At 36.9% G+C, this 21,758-nt stretch carries 17 protein-coding genes; 10 read left to right on the top strand and 7 right to left on the bottom strand.

What is annotated here, in order from left to right; all coding sequences use genetic code 11:
* The first annotated feature begins 12 nt into the window (after positions 1-12).
* From HW347_RS02235 to HW347_RS02225, 3 genes are all read left to right on the top strand, one after another.
* Positions 13-2,811, top strand: a complete 2,799-nt coding sequence (locus HW347_RS02235) for a TonB-dependent receptor (RefSeq protein ID WP_214610323.1) — start codon at positions 13-15, stop codon at positions 2,809-2,811.
* Between the two features lie 96 nt (positions 2,812-2,907).
* Entirely contained in the window at positions 2,908-3,348 is a 441-nt protein-coding gene (locus HW347_RS02230; protein WP_155597854.1) for a hypothetical protein, read from the top strand.
* 22 nt (positions 3,349-3,370) lie between these two features.
* Positions 3,371-3,973, top strand: a complete 603-nt coding sequence (locus HW347_RS02225; RefSeq protein ID WP_214610322.1) for a 3-keto-disaccharide hydrolase — start codon at positions 3,371-3,373, stop codon at positions 3,971-3,973.
* Positions 3,974-4,056: 83 nt separating this feature from the next.
* On the opposite strand, the gene HW347_RS02220 is transcribed toward HW347_RS02225, so the two are convergent.
* Entirely contained in the window at positions 4,057-5,115 is a 1,059-nt protein-coding gene (locus HW347_RS02220) for an endonuclease/exonuclease/phosphatase family protein (RefSeq protein ID WP_214610321.1), read from the bottom strand.
* A 121-nt stretch (positions 5,116-5,236) separates the two neighbouring features.
* Between HW347_RS02220 and HW347_RS02215 the strand changes: the two genes are divergently transcribed.
* Together HW347_RS02215 and HW347_RS02210 are read left to right on the top strand one after the other, a co-directional pair.
* A complete protein-coding gene (locus tag HW347_RS02215) occupies positions 5,237-7,966 on the top strand; it encodes a TonB-dependent receptor (RefSeq protein ID WP_214610320.1) in 2,730 nt (909 codons plus the stop codon).
* 10 nt (positions 7,967-7,976) lie between these two features.
* Positions 7,977-9,356 (top strand): DUF5689 domain-containing protein, encoded by a 1,380-nt coding sequence (locus HW347_RS02210; protein ID WP_214610319.1) that lies wholly within the window; start codon positions 7,977-7,979, stop codon positions 9,354-9,356.
* Positions 9,357-9,365: 9 nt separating this feature from the next.
* Here HW347_RS02210 and HW347_RS02205 read toward each other — a convergent pair whose 3' ends face one another.
* From HW347_RS02205 to HW347_RS02195, 3 genes are all read right to left on the bottom strand, one after another.
* Entirely contained in the window at positions 9,366-9,758 is a 393-nt protein-coding gene (locus HW347_RS02205; RefSeq protein WP_214610318.1) for a response regulator, read from the bottom strand.
* Positions 9,759-9,832: 74 nt separating this feature from the next.
* Entirely contained in the window at positions 9,833-10,243 is a 411-nt protein-coding gene (locus tag HW347_RS02200) for a response regulator (RefSeq protein WP_214610317.1), read from the bottom strand.
* 9 nt (positions 10,244-10,252) lie between these two features.
* Positions 10,253-12,457 carry a PAS domain-containing sensor histidine kinase gene (locus HW347_RS02195; protein WP_214610316.1) on the bottom strand — a complete coding sequence of 735 codons (2,205 nt, stop codon included), beginning with the start codon at positions 12,455-12,457 and terminating at the stop codon, positions 10,253-10,255.
* Between the two features lie 399 nt (positions 12,458-12,856).
* On the opposite strand from HW347_RS02195, the gene HW347_RS02190 reads away from it, so the two are divergent.
* The 3 genes from HW347_RS02190 to HW347_RS02180 are packed head-to-tail and all read left to right on the top strand — an operon-like array spanning position 12,857 to position 14,740.
* Entirely contained in the window at positions 12,857-13,330 is a 474-nt protein-coding gene (locus HW347_RS02190; protein WP_214610315.1) for an ankyrin repeat domain-containing protein, read from the top strand.
* A gap of 12 nt (positions 13,331-13,342) precedes the next feature.
* Entirely contained in the window at positions 13,343-13,957 is a 615-nt protein-coding gene (locus HW347_RS02185) for an NUDIX hydrolase N-terminal domain-containing protein (protein ID WP_214610314.1), read from the top strand.
* Between the two features lie 9 nt (positions 13,958-13,966).
* On the top strand, positions 13,967-14,740 hold the full coding sequence (locus HW347_RS02180) for an amidohydrolase (RefSeq protein WP_214610313.1): 774 nt from the start codon (positions 13,967-13,969) through the stop codon (positions 14,738-14,740).
* Here HW347_RS02180 and HW347_RS02175 read toward each other — a convergent pair.
* Both HW347_RS02175 and HW347_RS02170 read right to left on the bottom strand, forming a co-directional pair.
* Positions 14,727-16,301 carry an Ig-like domain-containing protein gene (locus HW347_RS02175; protein WP_225901796.1) on the bottom strand — a complete coding sequence of 525 codons (1,575 nt, stop codon included), beginning with the start codon at positions 16,299-16,301 and terminating at the stop codon, positions 14,727-14,729. The two genes, HW347_RS02180 and HW347_RS02175, sit on opposite strands and share 14 nt — an antisense overlap.
* Before the next feature lie 86 nt (positions 16,302-16,387).
* Positions 16,388-17,083, bottom strand: a complete 696-nt coding sequence (locus tag HW347_RS02170) for a ComF family protein (protein WP_155597865.1) — start codon at positions 17,081-17,083, stop codon at positions 16,388-16,390.
* Positions 17,084-17,140: 57 nt separating this feature from the next.
* Between HW347_RS02170 and HW347_RS02165 the strand changes: the two genes are divergently transcribed.
* Positions 17,141-18,037 (top strand): hypothetical protein, encoded by an 897-nt coding sequence (locus HW347_RS02165; protein WP_155597866.1) that lies wholly within the window; start codon positions 17,141-17,143, stop codon positions 18,035-18,037.
* A gap of 37 nt (positions 18,038-18,074) precedes the next feature.
* Entirely contained in the window at positions 18,075-19,625 is a 1,551-nt protein-coding gene (locus HW347_RS02160; protein ID WP_214610311.1) for a glycine--tRNA ligase, read from the top strand.
* Here the strand turns inward: HW347_RS02160 and HW347_RS02155 are convergent.
* Entirely contained in the window at positions 19,622-21,703 is a 2,082-nt protein-coding gene (locus HW347_RS02155) for a TonB-dependent receptor family protein (protein WP_214610310.1), read from the bottom strand. The genes HW347_RS02160 and HW347_RS02155 overlap by 4 nt on opposite strands.
* Positions 21,704-21,758 lie beyond the last annotated feature (55 nt).

Genomic DNA, 21,758 nt, shown 5'->3' with positions numbered 1-21,758 from the left:
AAAACTGAACAAATGAAAAAGATGTACTTCGCTTTGGTCTTATTTTTAATGACGACCGTGGCATTTTCACAAGGAACTATTACCGGTACCGTAATAGATGGCGAGCTTAATGAGCCACTACCGGGAGCTAGTGTTGTTCTTCAAGGAACAACTAATGGAACTTCAACTGATTTTGATGGTAAGTTTCAAATTGAAATTACAGAAAATGCAGGAACGCTTTTAGTTTCTTACATTGGGTATACTCCCAAAAAAGTAGCTTACACTAGTGACGGTAATATTGGTAGAATTGTACTGGAGCCAAACGCACAAGAATTAGAAGGTGTAGTAGTAAGTGGTGTAATTGATATCGCAAAAGATAGAGAAACACCAGTAGCGGTTTCAACTATTAAAGCTGCTGAAATACAAGAAAAATTAGGTTCGCAAGAATTTCCTGAAATTTTAAAATCAACTCCATCAATCTATGTTACAAAGCAAGGTGGTGGTTTTGGTGATGCTCGTATTAGTATCCGCGGTTTTAATACAAATAATTCTGCAGTAATGGTTAACGGTGTGCCAGTAAATGATATGGAGAATGGTGCTGTATACTGGAGCAACTGGTCTGGTTTAAGTGATGTTGCTTCTGCTATTCAGGTACAAAGAGGTCTAGGGTCCTCAAAATTAGCGACTTCTTCTGTAGGTGGTACTATTAACGTGGTTACCAAAACTTCTGAGCAAAGAGAAGGTGGTGTAGTTTCTGGTTCTGTTGGTAATGCAGATTACTTGAAAACATTAGTTGCTTACAGCACTGGTTTAATGGAAAATGGTCTTTCTGCTTCTGTTTTATTAGGTAGAACTGCTGGTAGCGGTTATGTTGATGGAACTGAATTTGAAGCTTATAACTATTTTATCGGTATTGGATATAAGCCAAATGAGAAACATGACCTTCAGTTTATTGTAACTGGATCACCACAACAACACCACTCAAGAAGTTTTGCGCCAAGTTTAGGTAATTATTTAGAATATGGTAGCAACGGAGAAGATCCTAACATTAAATATAACAGTGACTGGGGCAATAGAAATGGTAAAGAAGATACTTTTGGAGGAAACTTTTATCATAAGCCTGTAGTGTCATTAAATTGGGAATGGGAACTTTCTGATACTTCTACATTTTCAGCTATTGCATACGCTTCTTTTGGTCGTGGTGGTTCAGTAGGTTCATTAGGTAGAATCAATGGAAACCAGTCTTTTTCATCTACTTTCAAAACGGCAGATGGTCTTATTCGTATGGATGATATCGTAAGATGGAATCAGGGAGCAAATGTACCTGATTTTGGTACACAAAGACAGACATATACATCGGGCGGGGCATTGTCTAACCAAGGACTTTATGTAAATGGTAACAACAGTTCTTTTGGTTTTGAAGATGACAATGATTTTGTAAGAGGAGGCGAGAACGGTATTTCTCAGAGATCCTCTGTAAACTCTCATAACTGGTATGGTACCATTATGAATTTTCATAATGAAGTAAATAACAATTGGAGTTTTGATGTTGGTGTTGATGCTAGAAGTTATAAAGGGTATCACTACAGAAGATTGGTAGATTTACTTGGAGCTGATGCTTATGTTGATAATGATAATATAAACGATACTTTTCGTACGGTAACAGAAACATATGCGCCTACTGCTGGTAACGCACTTAATGTTTTTAGTAGTATTGACGATGAAGAGAAAGTTGATTATTACAATATTGGTTACGTACGTTGGTTGGGTGCTTTTGGACAAGTAGAATATAAAAATGATAATGTATCTGCTTTCATGCAAGGGTCATTTTCTAACCAAGGATTCCAGAGAGAAGATTTATTTAATTATTTGGATTCCGATCCAGAGCAAAAAACGGATTGGGTAAACCAAGCAGGTGGAAACGTTAAAGGTGGATTGAACTATAACATTAACGAAAAACATAATGTTTTTGTAAACGCAGGATACTATTTAAAACAACCTTTGTTTGATGCTGTTTTCTTGAATTTTGTAAATGATATTAATCCAGACCTTGAAAATGAAAAAATTCTTGGTGTAGAATTGGGTTATGGATTTCGTTCGGCTGTATTTAGCGCCAATGTTAACTTATACAGAACAAGTTGGAAAGATAGATTTGAAAGTGACGGTATAACTGTTAGTGATCTTAATGGTGATGTATTATTTCAAGGAACAGCTAACTATTCAGGTGTAGAGCAATTGCATACGGGTGTTGAGGTAGATTTCACTGCACGAGCTACACCAATCTTGACATTCAATGGTATGGTATCTGTTGGTAACTGGGAGTATACAGGAAATCCTACCGGTACAGTATTGGATGATGGGCGTAATGTCCTTGGTACTGCGGAATTGATTCTTGACGGTGTTAAGGTTGGTGATGCTGCACAATTTACTGCAAGAATTGGAGCTACAATTGAACCGGTAGAAAGATTGAAATTTGATGCTAGCTATTACAGAGCAGATAATCTTTATGCAGATTTTGATGTACTTTCTTTTCAAGATAATGATTTAGATGGTGTTGCGGATAACGATGGTTTCCTTCTTGAATTGCCAGCATATGATTTGGTTGATGCAGGTGTATCATACAAAATGTTGGTAGGAAAAGAAGATAATAAGTCTATTACCTTAAGGCTTAACATAAATAACGTTTTAGATGATACGTATATTTCTGAATCAGAAACTAACGTTGCGCCAGATTCTGATCCTCTTAACAACTATGATGGTATAAATACTGGTAACAGAGTATATTTTGGTTTCGGAAGAACTTGGAACTTTACGCTCAACTACAGATTCTAATTTGTAGTAGAAGTATATAATTTAAAAACCCTGCCAGTCGGCAGGGTTTTTTTATGCGCAAAAATCAGTACATTTAAAGCTTAAAATAAAATTAATATGTACGAAATTATTCAGTCAGTTCACTCTTACTTGGCTTATGTTGTTCTTGTCCTTTTGTTCCTTGCAGTTGCTAACGCTATTATGGGTTGGGTAGGGAATAAAGTGTTTAATATGGGAAAGGATTTACGTTTAAGTCTTTTTACTTTGATTTTAGCTCACATTCAGCTATTGGTAGGGCTAATACTTTATTTTGTTTCTCCAAGCGGCCTTCAAGCTATTCAGGCTTTGGGTATGGGGGGTCTTAATTCAGCATCTAGATTATTAGCTGTGGAACATCCGTTCATTAATATTATTGCAATTGTTTTGATTACCATAGGCTGGTCGCGTCACAAAAAGTTTGTAGACGGTAAAAATAAATTCAAGAGCATTGCTATTTTTTATGGTCTTGGTCTTGTGTTGATACTTAGCCGTATTCCTTGGGGACAGTGGTTAGGTTAATGTCAAACAATTAATAATGCAAATGGATTTTATAAAAAGCGCAGTAACATCAGTATTAATTATTTTTACGTCATTTACGTTTGGTCAACAAACGGATCTTTTTAATGGTGAAAACTTAGAAGGTTGGACGGTATATGGTACCGAGAAATGGTACGTAGAAGATGGTCTGTTGGTATGCGAAAGCGGTCCGGATGAGCAATATGGTTACTTTGCTACAGATAAGCATTATAAAAACTTTGAGTTGACGGTAGATTTCAAACAGCTAGCCGATGGTAACAGTGGTGTTTTTATTAGATCAACTATAGATGGCACTACCGTTAGTGGTTGGCAGGTAGAGATTGCACCTCCCGGTCATTTTACAGGGGGTGTATATGAGTCTTATGGGCGTAATTGGTTGATAAAGCCTACTCCAGAAAAAGATAAAGCTCTTAAAATGGGGGAATGGAATACCATGAAAATACGTGTGAATGGCGATAAAATTACGTCATGGCTAAATGGTACCGAAATGATTACTCTTACCGATAAGATTATAGGTGCCGGTGAAGGTTCTATAGCACTCCAAATTCATGACGGCGGTGGTATTAAAGTACAGTGGAAAAATATTAAAGTTACTGAGTTAGATTAATACCTAATTACAGGAGATAAGAAAGCTGCCTATTGGTTTCCGAATCAATAGGCAGCTTTCTGTTTTAAAATAGTTTTAGATTTTTAATCGGTAGTTTTTTCTTCGGAAGAAGGTTTGATTAAATACATATAAACAGGAAAGTGATCAGAATATCCGCCGGTATAACTTCCGCCAGCATAGGTTCTTTGTGGGTACCCTTTATACTGCCCTTTTTTGGCAATTAAATAAGGCGCATTAAAAACTCTGGTTTTCCAAAACTTATACTTTCCTTCTTCAGGATGCAAAAGATTTTCTGTGAAGAAAATCTGATCAAATAAATTCCATTTATCTCGGTAAGCAAGAGAGCCTATTCCTTGTTTATATAACTTTTCCATTGGGTTGTATAGGCTTTGACCTTCCAATTGGTTGGGCTTGCCAATAGTCTTCAGAATTTTTTTGAAACTATCATTGTTAGGGTCGTCGTTAAAGTCGCCCATACTAATAATCTTGGCATCTGCACCTAAACGCTGAACAGAATCTATAATACGTCTACTGAGTTTTGCAGCTGCCATTCGGTTGGGTTTACTTCTGGCCTCGCCTCCGCTACGGGAAGGCCAATGGTTGACCATAAAGAATAGCTGTTCGTCATCTAATAGACCGCCTACTATGAGCTGGTCTCTTGTGTAGTTTCTTTCACCATCGTCATTAATCAGTAACAATCTATGGCTAGCGGAAGAGGTGGGCAGAAATACGGACTTCTTGTAAAGTAGCGCAACGTCTATACCTCGTTCATCTGGTGAATCATAATGCACAATGCCATAACCTTTAGAAATTAAGTTGGGGTGATTAATCAAGTCTTCAACTACTCTTCGGTTTTCAACTTCACAAATACCAATAATGTCAGGAGAAGTCTTGCTGGTGCTTGACCCAATTTCAGAGAGAACCTGAGAGAGGTGGTCTAATTTTGTGTTGTAACGTTCTAGTGTCCAGTGATCTTTTCCTTCTGGTGTTCGGTCGTCATCAAATATGAGGGTATCATTTTCAATATCGAATAAATTTTCCAGATTATAAAACGCAATAGTCCGAATTCTATATGATTTATTTTCCTGTGAATTTACCCCAAAAGCGAGCAAAAGAAAAAGCGGTATAAGTCTAAAATTCATATAATCAGATAGATATAAATACCAATTAACGAAAAAACGATGGACTTTGTAGGGGTTTGTTGCAAGTCATTTTAAGTTTTCGATATCTTGTTTGGGTTCACCGACCATTAAACCCCCGTTAATGCGATTTTCTCTTATTGCTATCCTTTTTCTTTTATGGCAAAGTACCATGTGCGCTCAAACGAGTTTTTCAGTTGAAGGTGAAATTCTTTCCCTTCGGTCAAAAACACCTATTACAAACGCAAAAATTAGTCTAGAAGGCTTTTTGATTTCTTCACAATCCGATAGTAACGGAAAATTCATTCTAACCATTCCTAAAAAGGGAGAGTACATTATATCTATTGAGGCTACTGACTATATAGTAAAGCGGTTACCTATTTCTGTAGAAAACGAAGGTTTAGATTTAGGAGCATTGTCCTTAGAACAGAATATTCAAATAGAACAAGCCGATAATCTCATTTCGTTAAGCGATTCAGAATTGTTGGATGATGAAGTGAGCTCAAATTCATCTGGCCTGCTAAGAGCTACTCGAGATTTATTTCTGAACAGAGCAGCTTTTGATTTCGGTCAAGCTTTTTTTCGTGTACGTGGTTACGATTCTCAAAACGGGACCGTTCTTTTAAACGGCATTTCTATGAACAAGTTTTATGACGGCAGGCCTCAATGGAATAACTGGGGAGGCATGAACGATGTAACTAGAAATCAACAATTCACGAATGGTTTGGAGGCATCAGATTATACTTTTGGTGGTATTTTGGGTAATACCAATATAGATACTAGACCTTCAGGTTTGCGTCCTGGTACTAGGTTGTCTACTTCATATTCTAATAGAACTTATGCAGGTAGGTTAATGGCTACCTATACATCCGGAGTTCAGAAAAGTGGTTTGGCCTATACCGTATCCGGTTCAAGAAGATGGGCGAAACAGGGTTATATAGACGGAACGTTGTATGATGCCTTTTCATTTTTCGGTGCTTTAGAATATCAAATTAATGAAAAGAACAGTGTAAATTTTACTGCGCTTTGGGCATCAAATAGGCGAGGGCGCTCATCTGCTATCACCGAAGAGGTTTTTGAATTGGTAGGTAAAAAATATAATCCTTATTGGGGAGAACAGGATGAAGAAGTCAGGAATTCTAGAGAACGAAAAATAGCTGAGCCTGTCTTTATGTTCAATCATTATTTTAATTCGGAGAAGTTTAGCTTAAATACAGGTATAGCATATCAGTTTGGTAAAAACTCTAGAAGTCGATTAGGGTATTATAATGCTCCTAACCCCGACCCAACTTATTATCGATATTTACCTAGCTTTTACATTAATAGTCCTGTAGGAGCCAATTTTATTAGTGCTAATACCGCAAAGGAGGGATTGTTGAATAATCCTCAAATGGACTGGAATCAAATTTATACCGCCAACTCAAACGGGCAGGCGGCCTATGTGCTGTATGATGATGTTGTGGACGATACTCAAATTAGCTTAAATACAGTTGGGAATCTGATTCTTACCGATAGGCTTTTAATGGATTTTGGTTTGACCTATAAGAACTTGAATTCTGAAAACTATGCGAGAATCAATGATTTACTTGGAGCTGATTTTCATGCTGATGTTGATCCCTTTTCGGATACGTTAAATGATAGCCAAGGCTCCGTTGAAAAAAGAGAAGATGATATTTTCAATTATAACTATCGAATGAATGCGGATCAGTTTGAATCGTTTATTCAATTTAAATATAACCATGAAAAGTGGAGTGCATTTATGTCTGCCAAATATGGGGCTACCTATTTCCAACGGACAGGTTTGTTTAAGAATGATCGTTATTCAGATAGTTCATTAGGTGAAGGTGAAGAAATTGGGTTCAAAACCTATGGTGTAAAATCCGGTATTACTTATAAACTAACAGAAAGACATTGGTTATCTGCTCACGGTTCGTTCATGAAGAGGCCGCCGGTGCTTCAAAATGTTTTTATTAATCCAAGGGAAAACAATAGTGTAGTACCTGATATTCAAAGTGAAACCAACTCAACGGTTGACCTTAACTATTTCTTGAGACTCCCAAAGTTGACGGGTAGACTTACGGGCTTTTATACCCGTTTTCAGAACACCACGGATGTGAATTTCTTTTTTGCCGATGCTGGTGTTGGCTCAGACTTTGTCCAAGAGGTGCTTACAGGGTTAGATAAGCTTCATATGGGCACAGAATTAGGTCTTGAGTATCAATTGTCGTCCGCAGTAAAACTAACGGCTGTGGCCGCTGTAGGGAAGTATGTTTATGCTAGTGATCCTAATGTGGCTATTAATTTTGATACCGCAGGAAGAGAAGAGGATCTTATAAATCTAGAGGGCACTGTTGATTTGGGCGTAGCCAAGATTAAAGATTATAAATTGGCGCAAGGTCCGCAACAAGCTTATGCGATTGGCATAGAGTATCGCGATCCTAAATATTGGTGGGTGAGTGCAACAACTAATTACTTGGCAAGCAACTATGCTAATATCTCTACTCTTACAAGAACGCAGAGTTTTTATCTAGACCCAGAAACAAATCTTCCTTTTGTAGATGCTACGGAAGAAAATGTCAACCAAGCATTGGCGCAAAAATCGTTGGAGAACTTTTATCTTCTAAATCTAGTAGGAGGCAAATCTTGGTTGAAAAAAGGAAAATATATCAGTGTTTTTGGGAGTATAAATAATCTTTTTGATGGGGTGTTCCGAACAGGAGGATACGAACAGAGCCGGAATGGCAATTATGGTCAGTTCAAGCAAGATAATTTAAGTGGAACCCCATCCTTTGCGCCTAAATATTGGTATGGTTATGGGCGTACTTATTTTTTGAATTTGGCATATAGTTTTTAAGAAATTACCTATGATAGGATATTTTAATTTGAGCAGATTACTTCTGAAGTTTACAGTCCTTTTGACCGTATGCTTCTGTAGTTGCGTAAAGAGCCGTAGTTATGATGTGCCGCCAGACAATTGTGTTTCGGGATTGGTCGTCAATAGCACATATTCGGAAGTGAAAGGCCTTTATAAAGGGGAAACACTTCAGATTCAAGATGATTTAATTATTGAGGGGTTTGTTGTTTCTTCAGATATTAAGGGTAATTTTTTTAGTGTGCTATATTTTCAGGATAGTCCAGTAAATCCAAAAGAAGGTTTTAGGATTGAAATAGATGTTCGTGATTCTCATTTGTTTTATCCCGTGGGAACAAAAATAGGAATTAAGCTTAAAGGACTATACCTAGGTAAAAGCAAGGATGTGCTTAAACTAGGAGCGACGTTTACTTCTTTTGGAAATGTTTCGGTAGGCAGGTTACCCGCCGCAATCGTAAATGAACATGTTTTTAGATTTTGTGATGGTGAAGTTGCTATTGAACCTACGGTAATTACAATTACAGACCTCAAAAAGGAATTAACGAATACCTTGGTAACCTTTAATGATGTAGAGTTTGAAGAAGCCGAGTTAGGACAACCTTTTGCAGAAGTAGGTGTGGAGACGGAACGCATTTTGACGGATTGTAACGATAACCAGATTGTGATGTCCAATAGTGGCTATTCCGATTTTCAGTCGGAGATACTTCCTGATGGAAGAGGAACTGTGACAGGTGTCTTGTTTCGGGAAAATGATAGTTATCAAATTAGTATCCGTAGTACTTCTGATATCAACTTTGACAAAGAGCGTTGTGCCGAATTAATAGATGAGTTTACTTCGGATAGTATCTTCATTTCAGAACTGGCCGATCCCGATAATAATGCTTCAGCCCGGTTTGTAGAGCTTTATAATTCTTCAAGTGAAGATATAAGCTTAAAAGGCTGGAAGTTGAAACGTTATACCAACGCAAATACAGAAGTGAGTTCAGAAATCGATTTATCAGCTTTAACAATTAATGCAAATGACTTCTTGGTAATCTCACCTAATGCGGAAGAGTTTGAAACGGTTTATGGGTTTGTTCCGGATTTAGGAGTAGGTACTAATAGCCCAGCAGATTCAAATGGAGATGACAATCTGCAATTGGTAGACCCTTTTGGAACGGTTGTAGATATTTTTGGTGTAGTAGGTGAAGACGGTACCGGTACCAACCACGAATTTGAAGATGGGAGTGCCGTTAGGCTCATAGAAATCCTAAAAGGTAATTCTATTTATAATATAGAAGAGTGGCTTGTGTCTAATGATAGTGGTGATGCCGGAACAGTCAATCAACCAAAAAATGCTCCTGATGATTTTACTCCAAAAAACAGGGAATAATAATGGTGCTTAAAGAAGGATGCTTCTTAGTTTCTCTGCGTAAATAGGCTTGGTCAAATAGTTGTTCTCTAAATTAAAGCTCTTGGCAATTTCAGTGTCTTTTGGGCTTATAGAAGAGGTCATCATATAAGTAGTAGGCTCTTCTTTTTCCTTAGGCCAAATTTCGCGCAATTCTGAAATAAAATCCCATCCACCCATTACAGGCATGTTAATATCAATTAAAATAAGAGATGGTAATTCTGTGTTTTCACTAATCATTTCTTGAAAACTTTCAATAGCATCAAGGCCATTTTCATAAATGAGCAACTCTGGTGTAAACTCCATAGTTTGCATAGCTCGTTTTAATCCAAAAACAACTATTGCATCATCATCTACAATACAAACTTTTTTAAAACTACTCATTCAATTTGTGGTGAGGGTTGCGGGGTTTTGCGGATAGTATATATACCCTAGTCCTCTAAAATAATCAAATCCCCTTAGTTACCAACGCTTTTAAGAATATTATGAAGGTCTTCTATTGAAATTGGTTTTAAAATGTAATTATTAACGATCTTATATTGTTGAATTCTTGCAATGTCTCTTGGGTCAACAGAAGAACTTATGATGTAAATAATAATGTTTTCACTGTTATTGTTAGGCATTTTAATGAACTCATCTAAAAACTCCCAACCGGTCATTATAGGCATGTTAATATCTAGAAAAATCATAGAAGGTAGTTCATCACCCTTTTCCGTGATAGCTTTTAATGCATCAAAGGCTTCCTGACCGTCATTGAAAACAAGGATTTCATCTGTAAAATCAGCCTCATTCATAATCCGCTTGGTGCCGTAGATAAAGATTGGGTCATCATCAATAATGCAGACGCTTCTAATTTTTGTTATGTTCATAATTACAATCTATGTTAATGGTTTTTCAAAATATAATTTAAAAGTACTACCTACGTCTACGGTGCTTTCCGCTTCTATCTTTCCGTTCATGGCCTCCATTTGGTTTTTTGTGATAAAAAGACCAATTCCTTTAGCATCTTTATTGCGATGAAAGGTTTTGTACATACCAAAGAGTTTATCGCTATTTCGTTTTAAATCTATGCCCAAACCATTGTCTTTAAATGAAACGGTGATGGCATTGGATTCTATTTTAGAGCTTATTTGAATTAAAGGAGCTCTTTTTGGAGAGCTATACTTTAGGCTGTTCGTTAATAAGTTCAAAATGATACTATCTAAATAAGCTGGTATTACTCTAACTTTAAGGTCTCTGGGTACATTTATTTCACAAACTGCATTTTTCTCTTGTATTAAGATGCTAAGGTTCTTTTGCACATCTGTAATGGCGTCATAAAGATTAATATTCTTCATCTTTTCGAAAGCACCTACTTTTACCTGAACCACTTCATTTAAATGTAAGATGGTGTCATTGAGGCTATCAGTCGCTCCGCGGAGCATAACTAAAAGATTTTCACGCTCTGAGTCACTCTTTTCTTTAATTAAAAAGTTAGTCAACATAGATAGGTTGCTGGAGTGAGAACGTAAATTATGAGATACAATATGAGCAAAATTTAAAAGGCTATCATTTTGTTCCGTAGTGATATCTACTAAATGGCTAAGTTTTTTTTCATTTTTAATACGGGGGGTTATATCCGTTACTTGGGAAACAAAATGAAGCAGCTCTCCACTGGTATCTTTTACGGCTGTAACAGTTAATATACCATGAATAACATGGCCGTCTTTATGAAAATACCTTTTTTCCAGTTTGTAACTAGATCTTTTTCTTTTTGTAATCTGTTTTAATAGACTGCGGTCGTCATTAAAATCCTCTGGATGAGTAACCTCTTTGAAATTCATAGTTAGCAGCTCTTTTTCTGCATAACCAAGGCTTGCGCATAGACTTTCGTTAACTTTCTCAAAGGAGCCATCCAAAGCTACTATTGCCATACCGGTATCTGAGTTTTCAAAAGCGCCATGAAATGATTCCTCGCTCTTTTGGAGCATCATTTGGGTGTTCTTCAGTTCGGTAATGTCGTAGTTGGTCCCTACTAGTTTTACTACTTTGCCTTGCGCATTTTTTTTTGTTACGCCTATGCCTCTTATATGTCTTATTTCTCCATTTGGCCAAATAATCCTAAACTGTGAATCAAAGTCTTTTATACCAGATATAGCAGCTTCTACTTCCTGATTGCTGCGTTCCATATCATCTGGGTGAACACTATTAAGCCAGGTATCATAGGTAGTTTGATTTGCAATTTTTTCAATTCCAAAAAGGTTGTACATAATGTCATCCCATACTAATGAATCTGAAATTAAATCATATTCCCAAATACCTACATTGGCGCCTTGTGTAGCTAATGCTAACCGATTACTTATTCTTTTAAAATCGAGTTCCGTTTTCTTTTTCTCATCAATGTCTTGGAAGGTGCCATAAATACGTATGCACTTGCCATTGATAAATTCTACCTCACCTTTGGCTCGCACCCAGAGTTCATTTCCTTTTGCGGTAATGAGTATTAATTCTGTATCCCAAGGGGTTCCGTCAGTAATGGCATTGGTTACTAGATTGGTGATTCTCTCTCTATGTTCTCCTTTTTTATAAAAGTTTAGGCCGCTCTCTAAATTGGGTTGAAAATCTTTGGAAACTTCGTGAATGTCTCTTGTTAAATCCGTCCAATATACATAGTTAGTATGCATGTCAACCTCCCAGCCACCTGTTCGGGCAACTCTTTCTGATTTTGCATAAAGCTCTTCACGACGTTTAACTCGGGTCACATCTTCTAAAAGAACAATGAGGCCCCCAATTTCACTATTGGCATCTGTCCAAGCATTTATTTTCCATTTTAACCATTGTATTTCGCCATTTGGATAAATGAATTTTTCGCCTTCACTAAGGTTTCTAACACCTTCATTAAGACAATTTTCCAATATAGCTTTTAGCTTTTTTGGGGTGCGGGGTATGACGTCAAAATAGTTCTTTCCAGTAAGTGACTCGCAGTTAGGACAAAATTCATCTGCCCATACTTTTGAATTTCCCGCAAAGCGAAGTTGAGTATCTAGGATAGCTACTGCGCTAGGGGAATCTTTAATTAGTGAGGTTATTGAAAGAGTTTGCAATTTCTAGTTGTTTATGTAAAAGTAGGGTTTAACAATGAGTTGTGAGATTTCGTAAATAATTTGACGCTTTTATCAAACATAACTCAATGATATATACGAGAATAATATACGAAAAATCTGTCATAAAAAATATTTGTGAATTTATAACGAAATAGTTGAACGTCCATAAATCTATTTTATGCTACCAATAAAACAAATAGAATCGTTTTGAAAAAGATGTTATTCACTTCAATTCTATCAATTAAGACAGAGAGATAGGGGGTTAGTTATGATTAGGAGATGAATCTTTTATAGAAAACAGAAGAGACACAACACATACTGGTGCTCTTTTGTTTAAATTTATAAAATGAAGCAATTCGGCCTGTGAAGACACCTAAAAAATCATGATAAAACATAAATATGAACGATAAGTTTTTTAACGAAATACGCTTGGGCAACTCAGAAGAGGTGGCCTTAATGTTAAGCGATAATCCGGAATTAGTTAATGTTGTAGATAAAAGAGGGTCTACACCACTTATTTTGGCAACTTACTATGGTCATATGGAAACAGCAGAATTATTGGTGAACAATGGCGCGAAAATAGATGCTGTTGATGAGTCTGGGAATACGGCTTTAATGGGCGTTTGTTTTAAAGGTTTTACCGCTATTGCTAATATGCTGATTGAAAAAGGAGCCAACGTAAATGAACGTAATTCTATGGGCGGAACATGCCTTATTTATGCAGCTACTTTTAATAGGCCAGAAATTGCAAAGCTATTACTGGAGAACGGCGCAGATACGACGGTCAAAGATGCTAGAGGAAATACAGCATTGGCTCATGCGGAGAACCAGGGAACGCCAGAATTAATTAGCTTATTGAGTACGGACAATTAATTTTAAATTGAGATGAAGGAGTTAGAGCAAATCAAGCGAATAAAAGCATTAGCAGAGACGGGGCTTGTGTATGCCGAAGACGAATATAATCGTGAACGTTATGAGGAACTTAAACAGATTGCTTTAGAGTTGATGGCTTCCGTGGCTAATCAGCCTTTATCTATTTTAGAAAATTTCTATATGCCTGTTACAGATTACCCTACACCCAAAGTTGATGTTCGGGGGCTTGTTCTTAACGAAAAAAATCAGATTTTAATGGCCAAGGAAAGTATTGATGGTAAATGGACAATACCTGGCGGATGGGCCGAAGTTGGTTACACTCCCTCAACTTGTGTCACAAAAGAAATAGAGGAAGAAACTGGGCTGAACACAACTGTAGTTAGGCTGTTAGCGGTGTATGATAAACAATCTCACCCGCATCCTCCGCAACCTTTTTATATCTATAAATTATGCTTTCTTTGTCAGCTTACTGGAGGTGAGCTTAATCATGGTTTTGATATGCAAGGCGCTGCTTTTTTTGATGTTGATGATTTGCCGGAACTTTCAACGGACCGCATTTTAGAATCACAAATAAAGCAATTGTATACCATGGCAGTTGAAAATAAAACGAATGTATATTTTGATTGATTTTTTTCTATGGATGAACTATTGAATGTAGCCTTAGTGCAAACCTCACTAGCGTGGGAAGACCCAAAGGCCAACAGGGAAGAATTGGATACAAAATTGGAAGCACTTACTTCTGATATAGATTTAATAGTGCTTCCGGAAATGTTTACGACAGGTTTTACCATGTCTCCCAGAAACATTGAAAAAGAAGAAGGGCAAAGGACCTTAGCTTGGATGCAGCAAAAAGCGAAAGAAAAAGATGTTGCCATGGTGGGAAGCATTGTTTTCTTTGAAAATGACGCTTATACAAACCGCCTTCTTTTTGTTGAACCAGATGGCAAAACCTCAATCTATGATAAACGCCATACGTTTACTCTCGCAGGAGAGGATAAAGTCTACCAAGCAGGTAAAGAACGCCTTATTGTAAATTATAAGGGCTTCAAAATTTGCCCTATGATCTGTTACGATTTACGTTTTCCGGTATGGGCAAGAAATACGGAAGATTATGATGTTTTGATTTATGTAGCCAATTGGCCGGAACCAAGAATTACCGCATGGGACACACTGCTAAAAGCACGGGCAATTGAAAATATGACCTATTGTATTGGAGTAAATAGAATAGGCTCTGATGAGGTTGGACATAAATATCCCGGGCATTCGGTAGTTTTTGATGGTTTGGGAAAAGAATTGGAATTTTCCGTAAAGGAAGAAATTGTGACTACGTCTTTATCAAAAAAGCATATTCATGAAGTTCGTAATAAACTAAAGTTCTTGAACGACAGAGATCGCTTTACTTTGGAATAACAAAGGTTTGTTCCATTTCCCAGTTGGCACGTACCTCAATAACATCTGGGTAGTAGCTTATTCTTTCTGGTTGTTGTTTTTTGAGGAAGTTTCCTGTATCCCACTTTTGATTGCCGTTGGTATCAAAAATTACCCGAATATAGTATTTTGAAGGTTCAATATTATTAAATTCAAACACTTTAGATTCTGTGGCTATAATTTCGCGTTTTATTTCTCCTTGTTCATCTGTTAACTGAACGATTAACGGGTATTCGCCTCCTGTGATATTAAATCTCAAATTACCATAATCTGCATAACTTCCGGTAGATAAATAGTAAGATATGGTATCGTTTGGTTGCTCAAAGAAATCTGTGATAGCACCAGGCAACATATCTAATTGATAACTTTGGTTGGGCTCAATTTCAAAATCGACATCAATCTTATTTTCAATAGTATCTAGTTTAGCGGTAAAGTCTACTGCTAGAGAATCTTGGTTCGTTATGAAAAATAGGGTAGAATCTATAGTACTTATTGGAGTACTAGCCGATATAAAAAATGGGTCGTTAAAATTAAGGGAGCCACTTTGGTTAGGACTCAGTCTAAGCGAATCAACATCTACTTTTCTGCTCTTTACCGTAAACGTGTCAATCTTTTCCAGTCTTTCATTAGTAGCCGTGAAGACTATGGAGTCCATCTCATAAGGCGTAAACCAAAAATTAAGTGTGTCCTTACCTTTTTCTTTTAATATTTTGGTCTTAACAGTATCCGGTATAACCGTTATTGGTTTTATAACAACATCTGCTGCGTCTCCATAATATCCAAAAATAATACGGTTTTTAGCAACTAAACTTGGTACGGACATGCTATAGTTGGGTACTTCTTTAAAAAGAGTAAGTACGTAAGTAGAGTCTGTTGGTAATGTGATTGTGTCGTTGAGAAAAGCAATTTTATCCACGTTCTGATCAAACATATTATTCTTTGCCTCGTCTTTTAAAGCAAAAAGTTTGTATTGCCCTTCTTTAAGATTCTTAAGTTTAAAAATCACCGCGCTATCAAGCGTATTTGTAATGTAATTAGGAGGTCTTTTAAAAATAGTAGAATCAGTATAAGCGGTATCAATTTTATATAGCATTACACTAATAAAATCATCGGCCTTTTTCTTGAACGCGTCTTTGACAGCTCCGGTAAGACCTAGTGAATCAATATAATCTCCTGTGGAAAAAACGTAGGTTAGAAAACTACTAGGATTACCCTCGTTGTTATCTTGAACACTTTGGCCAAAATTAAGCGTATAGGTTGTGTTTTCGTATAATGTATCCTTAAACTTGATCTCAACGTACTTGCTAGCAGCACCTTGGGGCTTAATATCTGGCTGATATTTTAAAGGAGGAGAAACGATGAGTTGCTCTTGGATATCTTTAAGTTTAATGAACTCATCAAAATAAAGTCGGATACGACTGGCCTTAAAATTAGTAGTCATACTATCCGGTTCAGTCTTTAGCAGAGTAGGAGGGGTAAGGTCTTTAGGCCCTCCAGTAGGGCTCCCTCTACGTGCGCATTGCCACAATACGGCAACAATCATAAATAAAAATAAAAAGGTTACAAACCGGCGGACCATATGACTAAACTATAGCACAAAGAAACAACTAATTTTCTTTAATTCCACACTTATGGCACTACGGCCATACTGGTAATGTACAGAGTGGTATTTGTTGCTTGGGCCAGTGTTCTTGCACAAATTTCCATAGTAGCACCAGTGGTAATTACATCATCTACAAGAAGAATGTGTTTGTCTTTTAAATAGTCTGGGTCTGATAGTGTATATAGATCCTTGGTGTTTTGCCATCTACCAATTCTTCCTTTTTTAGTCTGTGTTTTTGTATTGGCCGTTTTAATCAGAAGGTTATCTGCATATTCAGCTTCTAGATGGAAGGCCAGTCTTTGGGCAAAAGAGGCTACTTGGTTGTACCCGCGTTGTCTAAGTTTTTTCTTGTGCAAAGGAACGGGAATAATAAGGTCTATGGTATTTAGGAGTTCATTATTCTCTTTTAGGATTTGCCCATACCAATCTCCTAAAAATGTAGCTACTTCTTCTTGGTTTTTGTACTTTAAATGATGAATAAGCTCGCGAACAATACCCTTTTCAGAGAAAAAAAGCATCGAACTAGCCTTTTTTATGTTAATTCTACCATAAAATATACGGTCAACTGGGTTTTCATCGTTAAAAGTGTAATCGGTAAGCGGCAAATCGTTTCGGCAAATGGTACAGAGGAGTTTCTCTCCTCCGTTTAAATGAGCATTACATCCAAAACACACCCTTGGTGCTAAGACCGAATTAATATCATTTAGTATATTTGTTAACATTTCAAACACCAAACCTTTTGCCTTTGTGCAAGCTACTTAAAAGCCCCACACGCCCCAATGGACGTTCAAGATACTAAATTTAACTACAAAATAATACTTACTGCACTAGTTGCGGTCCTCATAGGTATCTTAATAGCATTTTACTATAGCTATGCCCAATCTAGAAGTCAAATCATGTATCTAGAACAGGAGAAAGAACTACTTGTTAAGGACCTTACTATAATGAGAACTGATGTTGATAGACTTTCAGCGCTCAACGAAGTAAATGAAATTGAACTGGAAAGCTCAAAATATAGGGTGCAACAATTGTTAGATTCTGTGGGCCGATTAAATTTCACTGTAGAAAAACTAAGAGAATATAAAACTGAGTTACGTAGGTTAGAGGCCAAGAATGATAGTTTGAAGCTTAAGAACAACTTCTTGCGGTACAATAACATGTTACTTTCCGATAAATACGAGGAAACAAAAAAACAGATAGAAGTTTTAAGGGGTAAAAGTAGTTCCCTTGCCGAGGCAGAAGCGCTTCAGAGAAAAAAAATAAGTGAGCTAAACAAAGAGCTCAAAGCAAAGAAATATTTGGCTTTACAAAATACCGAAGGCAGTGGTTTTAGATTGCGTTCTGGTAAGCCTATTAAAACAAATAAAGCATCGCTTATAGAAAAGCTTCGCGGTTGTGTTACCGTAGCAGCAGATGGTCATGAATTAAATGCCGAAAAGGTAGTTTATTTTCAATTCTTAGGCCCAAATATGCGAGTTATTGAAGATAATGCCAATACTATTGCAGTAAATGGTAATATTTATAGTAAACGAGTAGAGTTTACTTTTAGTGGAGAAGAGACCAATGTTTGCGACTTCATTACCCTGCCCCAAGGCTCTTTGGAGGAAGGTATCTATAGGCTTAACGTTTTTGAAAACCAAAAACTTCTATCCTCAAGTGAATTTGAACTAAAATAAATTTTCTGTCATTGCCCTAATATTCTATTTTTGCCGCATGGCAAAACAAGAAGACGATTTTAAGAGGGTAATTTCCCATGCAAAGGAATATGGTTATGTATTCCAATCTAGTGAAATTTATGACGGATTAAGTGCCGTTTACGATTACGCGCAGAACGGTTCTGAACTCAAAAAAAATATAAGGGAGTATTGGTGGATGGCTATGGTACAGCTAAATGAAAATATTGTGGGTATTGATTCCGCAATTTTCATGCACCCTACTACTTGGAAAGCTTCCGGTCATGTAGATGCCTTTAGTGATCCATTGATAGATAATAAGGATTCTAAAAAAAGATACCGTGCAGATGTGCTCGTTGAAGATCACGTAGCAAAAATTGAAGGTAAGATAGAAAAAGAAGTAGCCAAGGCAGCTAAACGTTTTGGTGATAAGTTTGATAAGGAGCAATTTCTAGCAACTAACCCAAGAGTTGTAGATTATCAAGAACAAGCAACGACCATTTTAAAAAGGTTGGGTCAATCTTTGGAAAAAGAAGATTTAGCAGATGTCAAAAGACTGATTGAGGAGTTGGATATTGCTTGTCCTATGTCAGGTTCTAAAAATTGGACGGATGTAAAACAGTTTAACCTTATGTTCGGGACTAAACTGGGAGCTACTACAGAGACCGCAATGGATTTGTATTTACGTCCTGAGACTGCTCAAGGTATTTTTGTAAACTTCTTGAACGTTCAGAAAACAGGTAGAATGAAAATTCCTTTTGGTATAGCCCAAACAGGAAAAGCATTCCGTAACGAAATTGTAGCACGACAGTTTATCTTTCGTATGCGCGAGTTTGAACAGATGGAAATGCAATACTTCATTAAACCGGGTACGCAGCAAGAATGGTATGAAAAATGGAAAGAGAAGCGCATGAAATGGCACCTCTCTTTAGGAATGGGACAAGATAGCTACCGTTTCCACGATCATGAGAAATTAGCTCATTATGCTGATGCTGCCTCAGATATAGAATTTCGCTTTCCTTTTGGATTTAAAGAGCTTGAAGGGATACACTCACGAACCGATTTTGATTTATCCAGTCACGAGAAATTTTCTGGTAGAAAACTACAATATTTTGATCCTGAAACTAGGGAAAGTTATGTGCCATATGTACTTGAGACTTCCATTGGTCTAGACCGTATGTTCTTGGCTGTTTTTTCTAATTCTTTAAAAGAAGAAGAATTAGAGAATGGAACAACTAGAACGGTTCTAAAATTACCTGCTGTTTTGGCACCTACTAAAGCTGCAATATTTCCGTTGGTTAAAAAAGATGGCTTACCTGAGATTGCACATGAGATTATTGAAGACCTTAAGTGGGATTTCAATGTCATATATGATGAAAAAGATGCTGTTGGGCGCCGTTATAGAAGACAAGATGCCAATGGTACTCCTTTCTGTATAACTGTTGATCACCAGACTAAAGAAGATAATACGGTAACTATTCGTCATCGTGATTCTATGGAGCAAGAACGTGTTGAAATATCGAAATTAAAATCGATTATTCATGCAGCTGTAGATATGAAAGGTTGGCTAATGAAGATGGAAGAATCTTAGATTCGTATACCTAATTTAAGGCCTCCGTACCAGTTACGTCCGTTTCCGGGGTAATAATAGCGTGGCTCACTGCCACCGAATCCTGTAGCGTTAATTAGAACCGATTGGGCATATTTCGTATCAAAAATATTATTGATACCGAGATTAAGCCCAATCGTGAAACGCGAGGATAATTCCTTTCTATATCCAATTTTTGTGTTTAGTACATTGAACGCATCACTGTATAACGTGTTAGCATCTGTCAGTGATATCTTGTCTACATATTGGTGAGTGGTATTCCAATAGAATCCGTTGTTCATTTGCATCTGAAGACCAGAATTTAATCGGTTTTTTGGCACACCTGTTAACGGGTTTCCAGAAAAATCATTTTCTCCATCAATAAATTCTACAAAGCTGAAATCGCTCAAAGTGTAATTTATAAACGGTCTTAGTTGAAGTTGAGGTGTGAGTGCAATAGTGTAGCTTAATTCTAAGTCTATTCCTTGGTGTTTGGTGCTTCCTGCATTTTTTCCAATATACTGGTCTTCACCAATTCTTTGGTCCACCAAAAGGTTTTCAATATCCATGCGATAGACGGCTAGGTCTAGGTGAAGTTTTTTCTTGAAAAAATTAAACTGACCTCCAAGTTCATAATTAATGCCTGTTTCTTGATCTATGTCCGGGTTGATGACACCTTCTGGAGTTAATGATCTTTCTAGACTTGGGTTGGAGAAGCCGCGGCTAATATTGGCGTATATAAAATGGTATTCATTCAGTTTGTAATTTAAATCAAGGCTCGGTAGTACTATCGCTTTAAAGTCGCGTTCAGCATTTTTGTTATCAGAACCTGAATTGAATTTGTCTCTAAAATCATAATGGGTCTTGTTGATATTTAGGCCTATTTGGGCAGTGAACTTATCTGTAAGGGGAAGCGTTAAGGAACCAAAACCATTAAATTTTCTGCGAAATTCTTTATTATCACTAATGCGCCCTCCCTTTAAGCTGCCATTACCGTTATTCTCTTCGTATAGATTATCAAACGTACCCCAATTATATTCATCTTTATAAAGTTCGGCTCCAAAAGTGTATTCTGCTTTTCTATGCAGAAAGTTGAAATTTCCTAAAAACCGTGTTCTAAAGCCATAACCATTAGTGGTTTCATCCAAAATATTGAATGGCCTAGGTTCATAATGGTCAAGATAGGTATAGAAAATACTTGTGGTGTTTTCTAATCTAGAGCTAAATTCATGTTGGTATGAGAATCCGGCTAAAGTATAATTATTGTCTTCAAAACCTTGTGCAGATTTCCAAGTAAAAGCTGCTTGTTTTGGGTCTTCATCAAATGCAGAACGACTTATGGAGCTAGGTATTTGAGCTGAATAATCAATATGGTTTAGTAAAAATGAAACCTTATTTTTTGAGTTAATTTTATACGATGTATTTACTAAAATCCCATCGCGTTCAAACCTGTTGTTCTCACGGTAACCATCGGTTTCCATATGTCCATAACGAACCATTAAAGAAAACTTGGTGTCAGAATGAGAAAAGCTAAGATTATTTTTCAAAAGCCCGTATGAACCTGTGGTGAAATTATTTTCAAGGCTAGTAGCTTCCTTTGTGTTTTCTTCTGAATGAAGAATAATGGCCCCACCAAGACCTGTGCCGTAAGCAGTGCCTTTTGGCCCTTTAATAACCTCTATAACGTCTAAATTTTCTAAATCGTAAGTCTCAATGGTAGATGATCCTGTTCCATTTGTCAAAGGGATGTCATTATAATAAAGCTGAAGTTTGTCCGTCCCATACTGGGAACGAGCGCCAATACCCCTAATTGTAATTTTGTTAGTGTTCAAAGCTCCGGAGAGAACGAACACTCCAGGAATTTGATTGATAGCCGAAACCATATCTATGGGACTATAATTTTGAAAGCTTTTTGTACCAATTACAGAAGACGGAACAATTCCAGTTGCATTTTTAGTTAGAACAGTATCGGTTAGAATTACTTCCTGTAACACAGTTACGCTATCATTTTGCGATGGGCTTTGAGCTTTTGTAATTTGTATAAAAAAAATAAGAAATAGAGCAAGAAAAGAGGACTTCATTTAGGGCTTTTATTAGAAGACCCCAAAAATAACAAACTTCAAGGGCTTCTTGGTT

It is taken from the genome of Zobellia barbeyronii, assembly GCF_018603515.1.
In the GTDB taxonomy this organism is placed as follows: domain Bacteria; phylum Bacteroidota; class Bacteroidia; order Flavobacteriales; family Flavobacteriaceae; genus Zobellia; species Zobellia barbeyronii.
The sequence above is the reverse complement of the archived record's forward strand: the minus strand, read 5'-3'. Positions and strand labels throughout refer to the sequence as shown.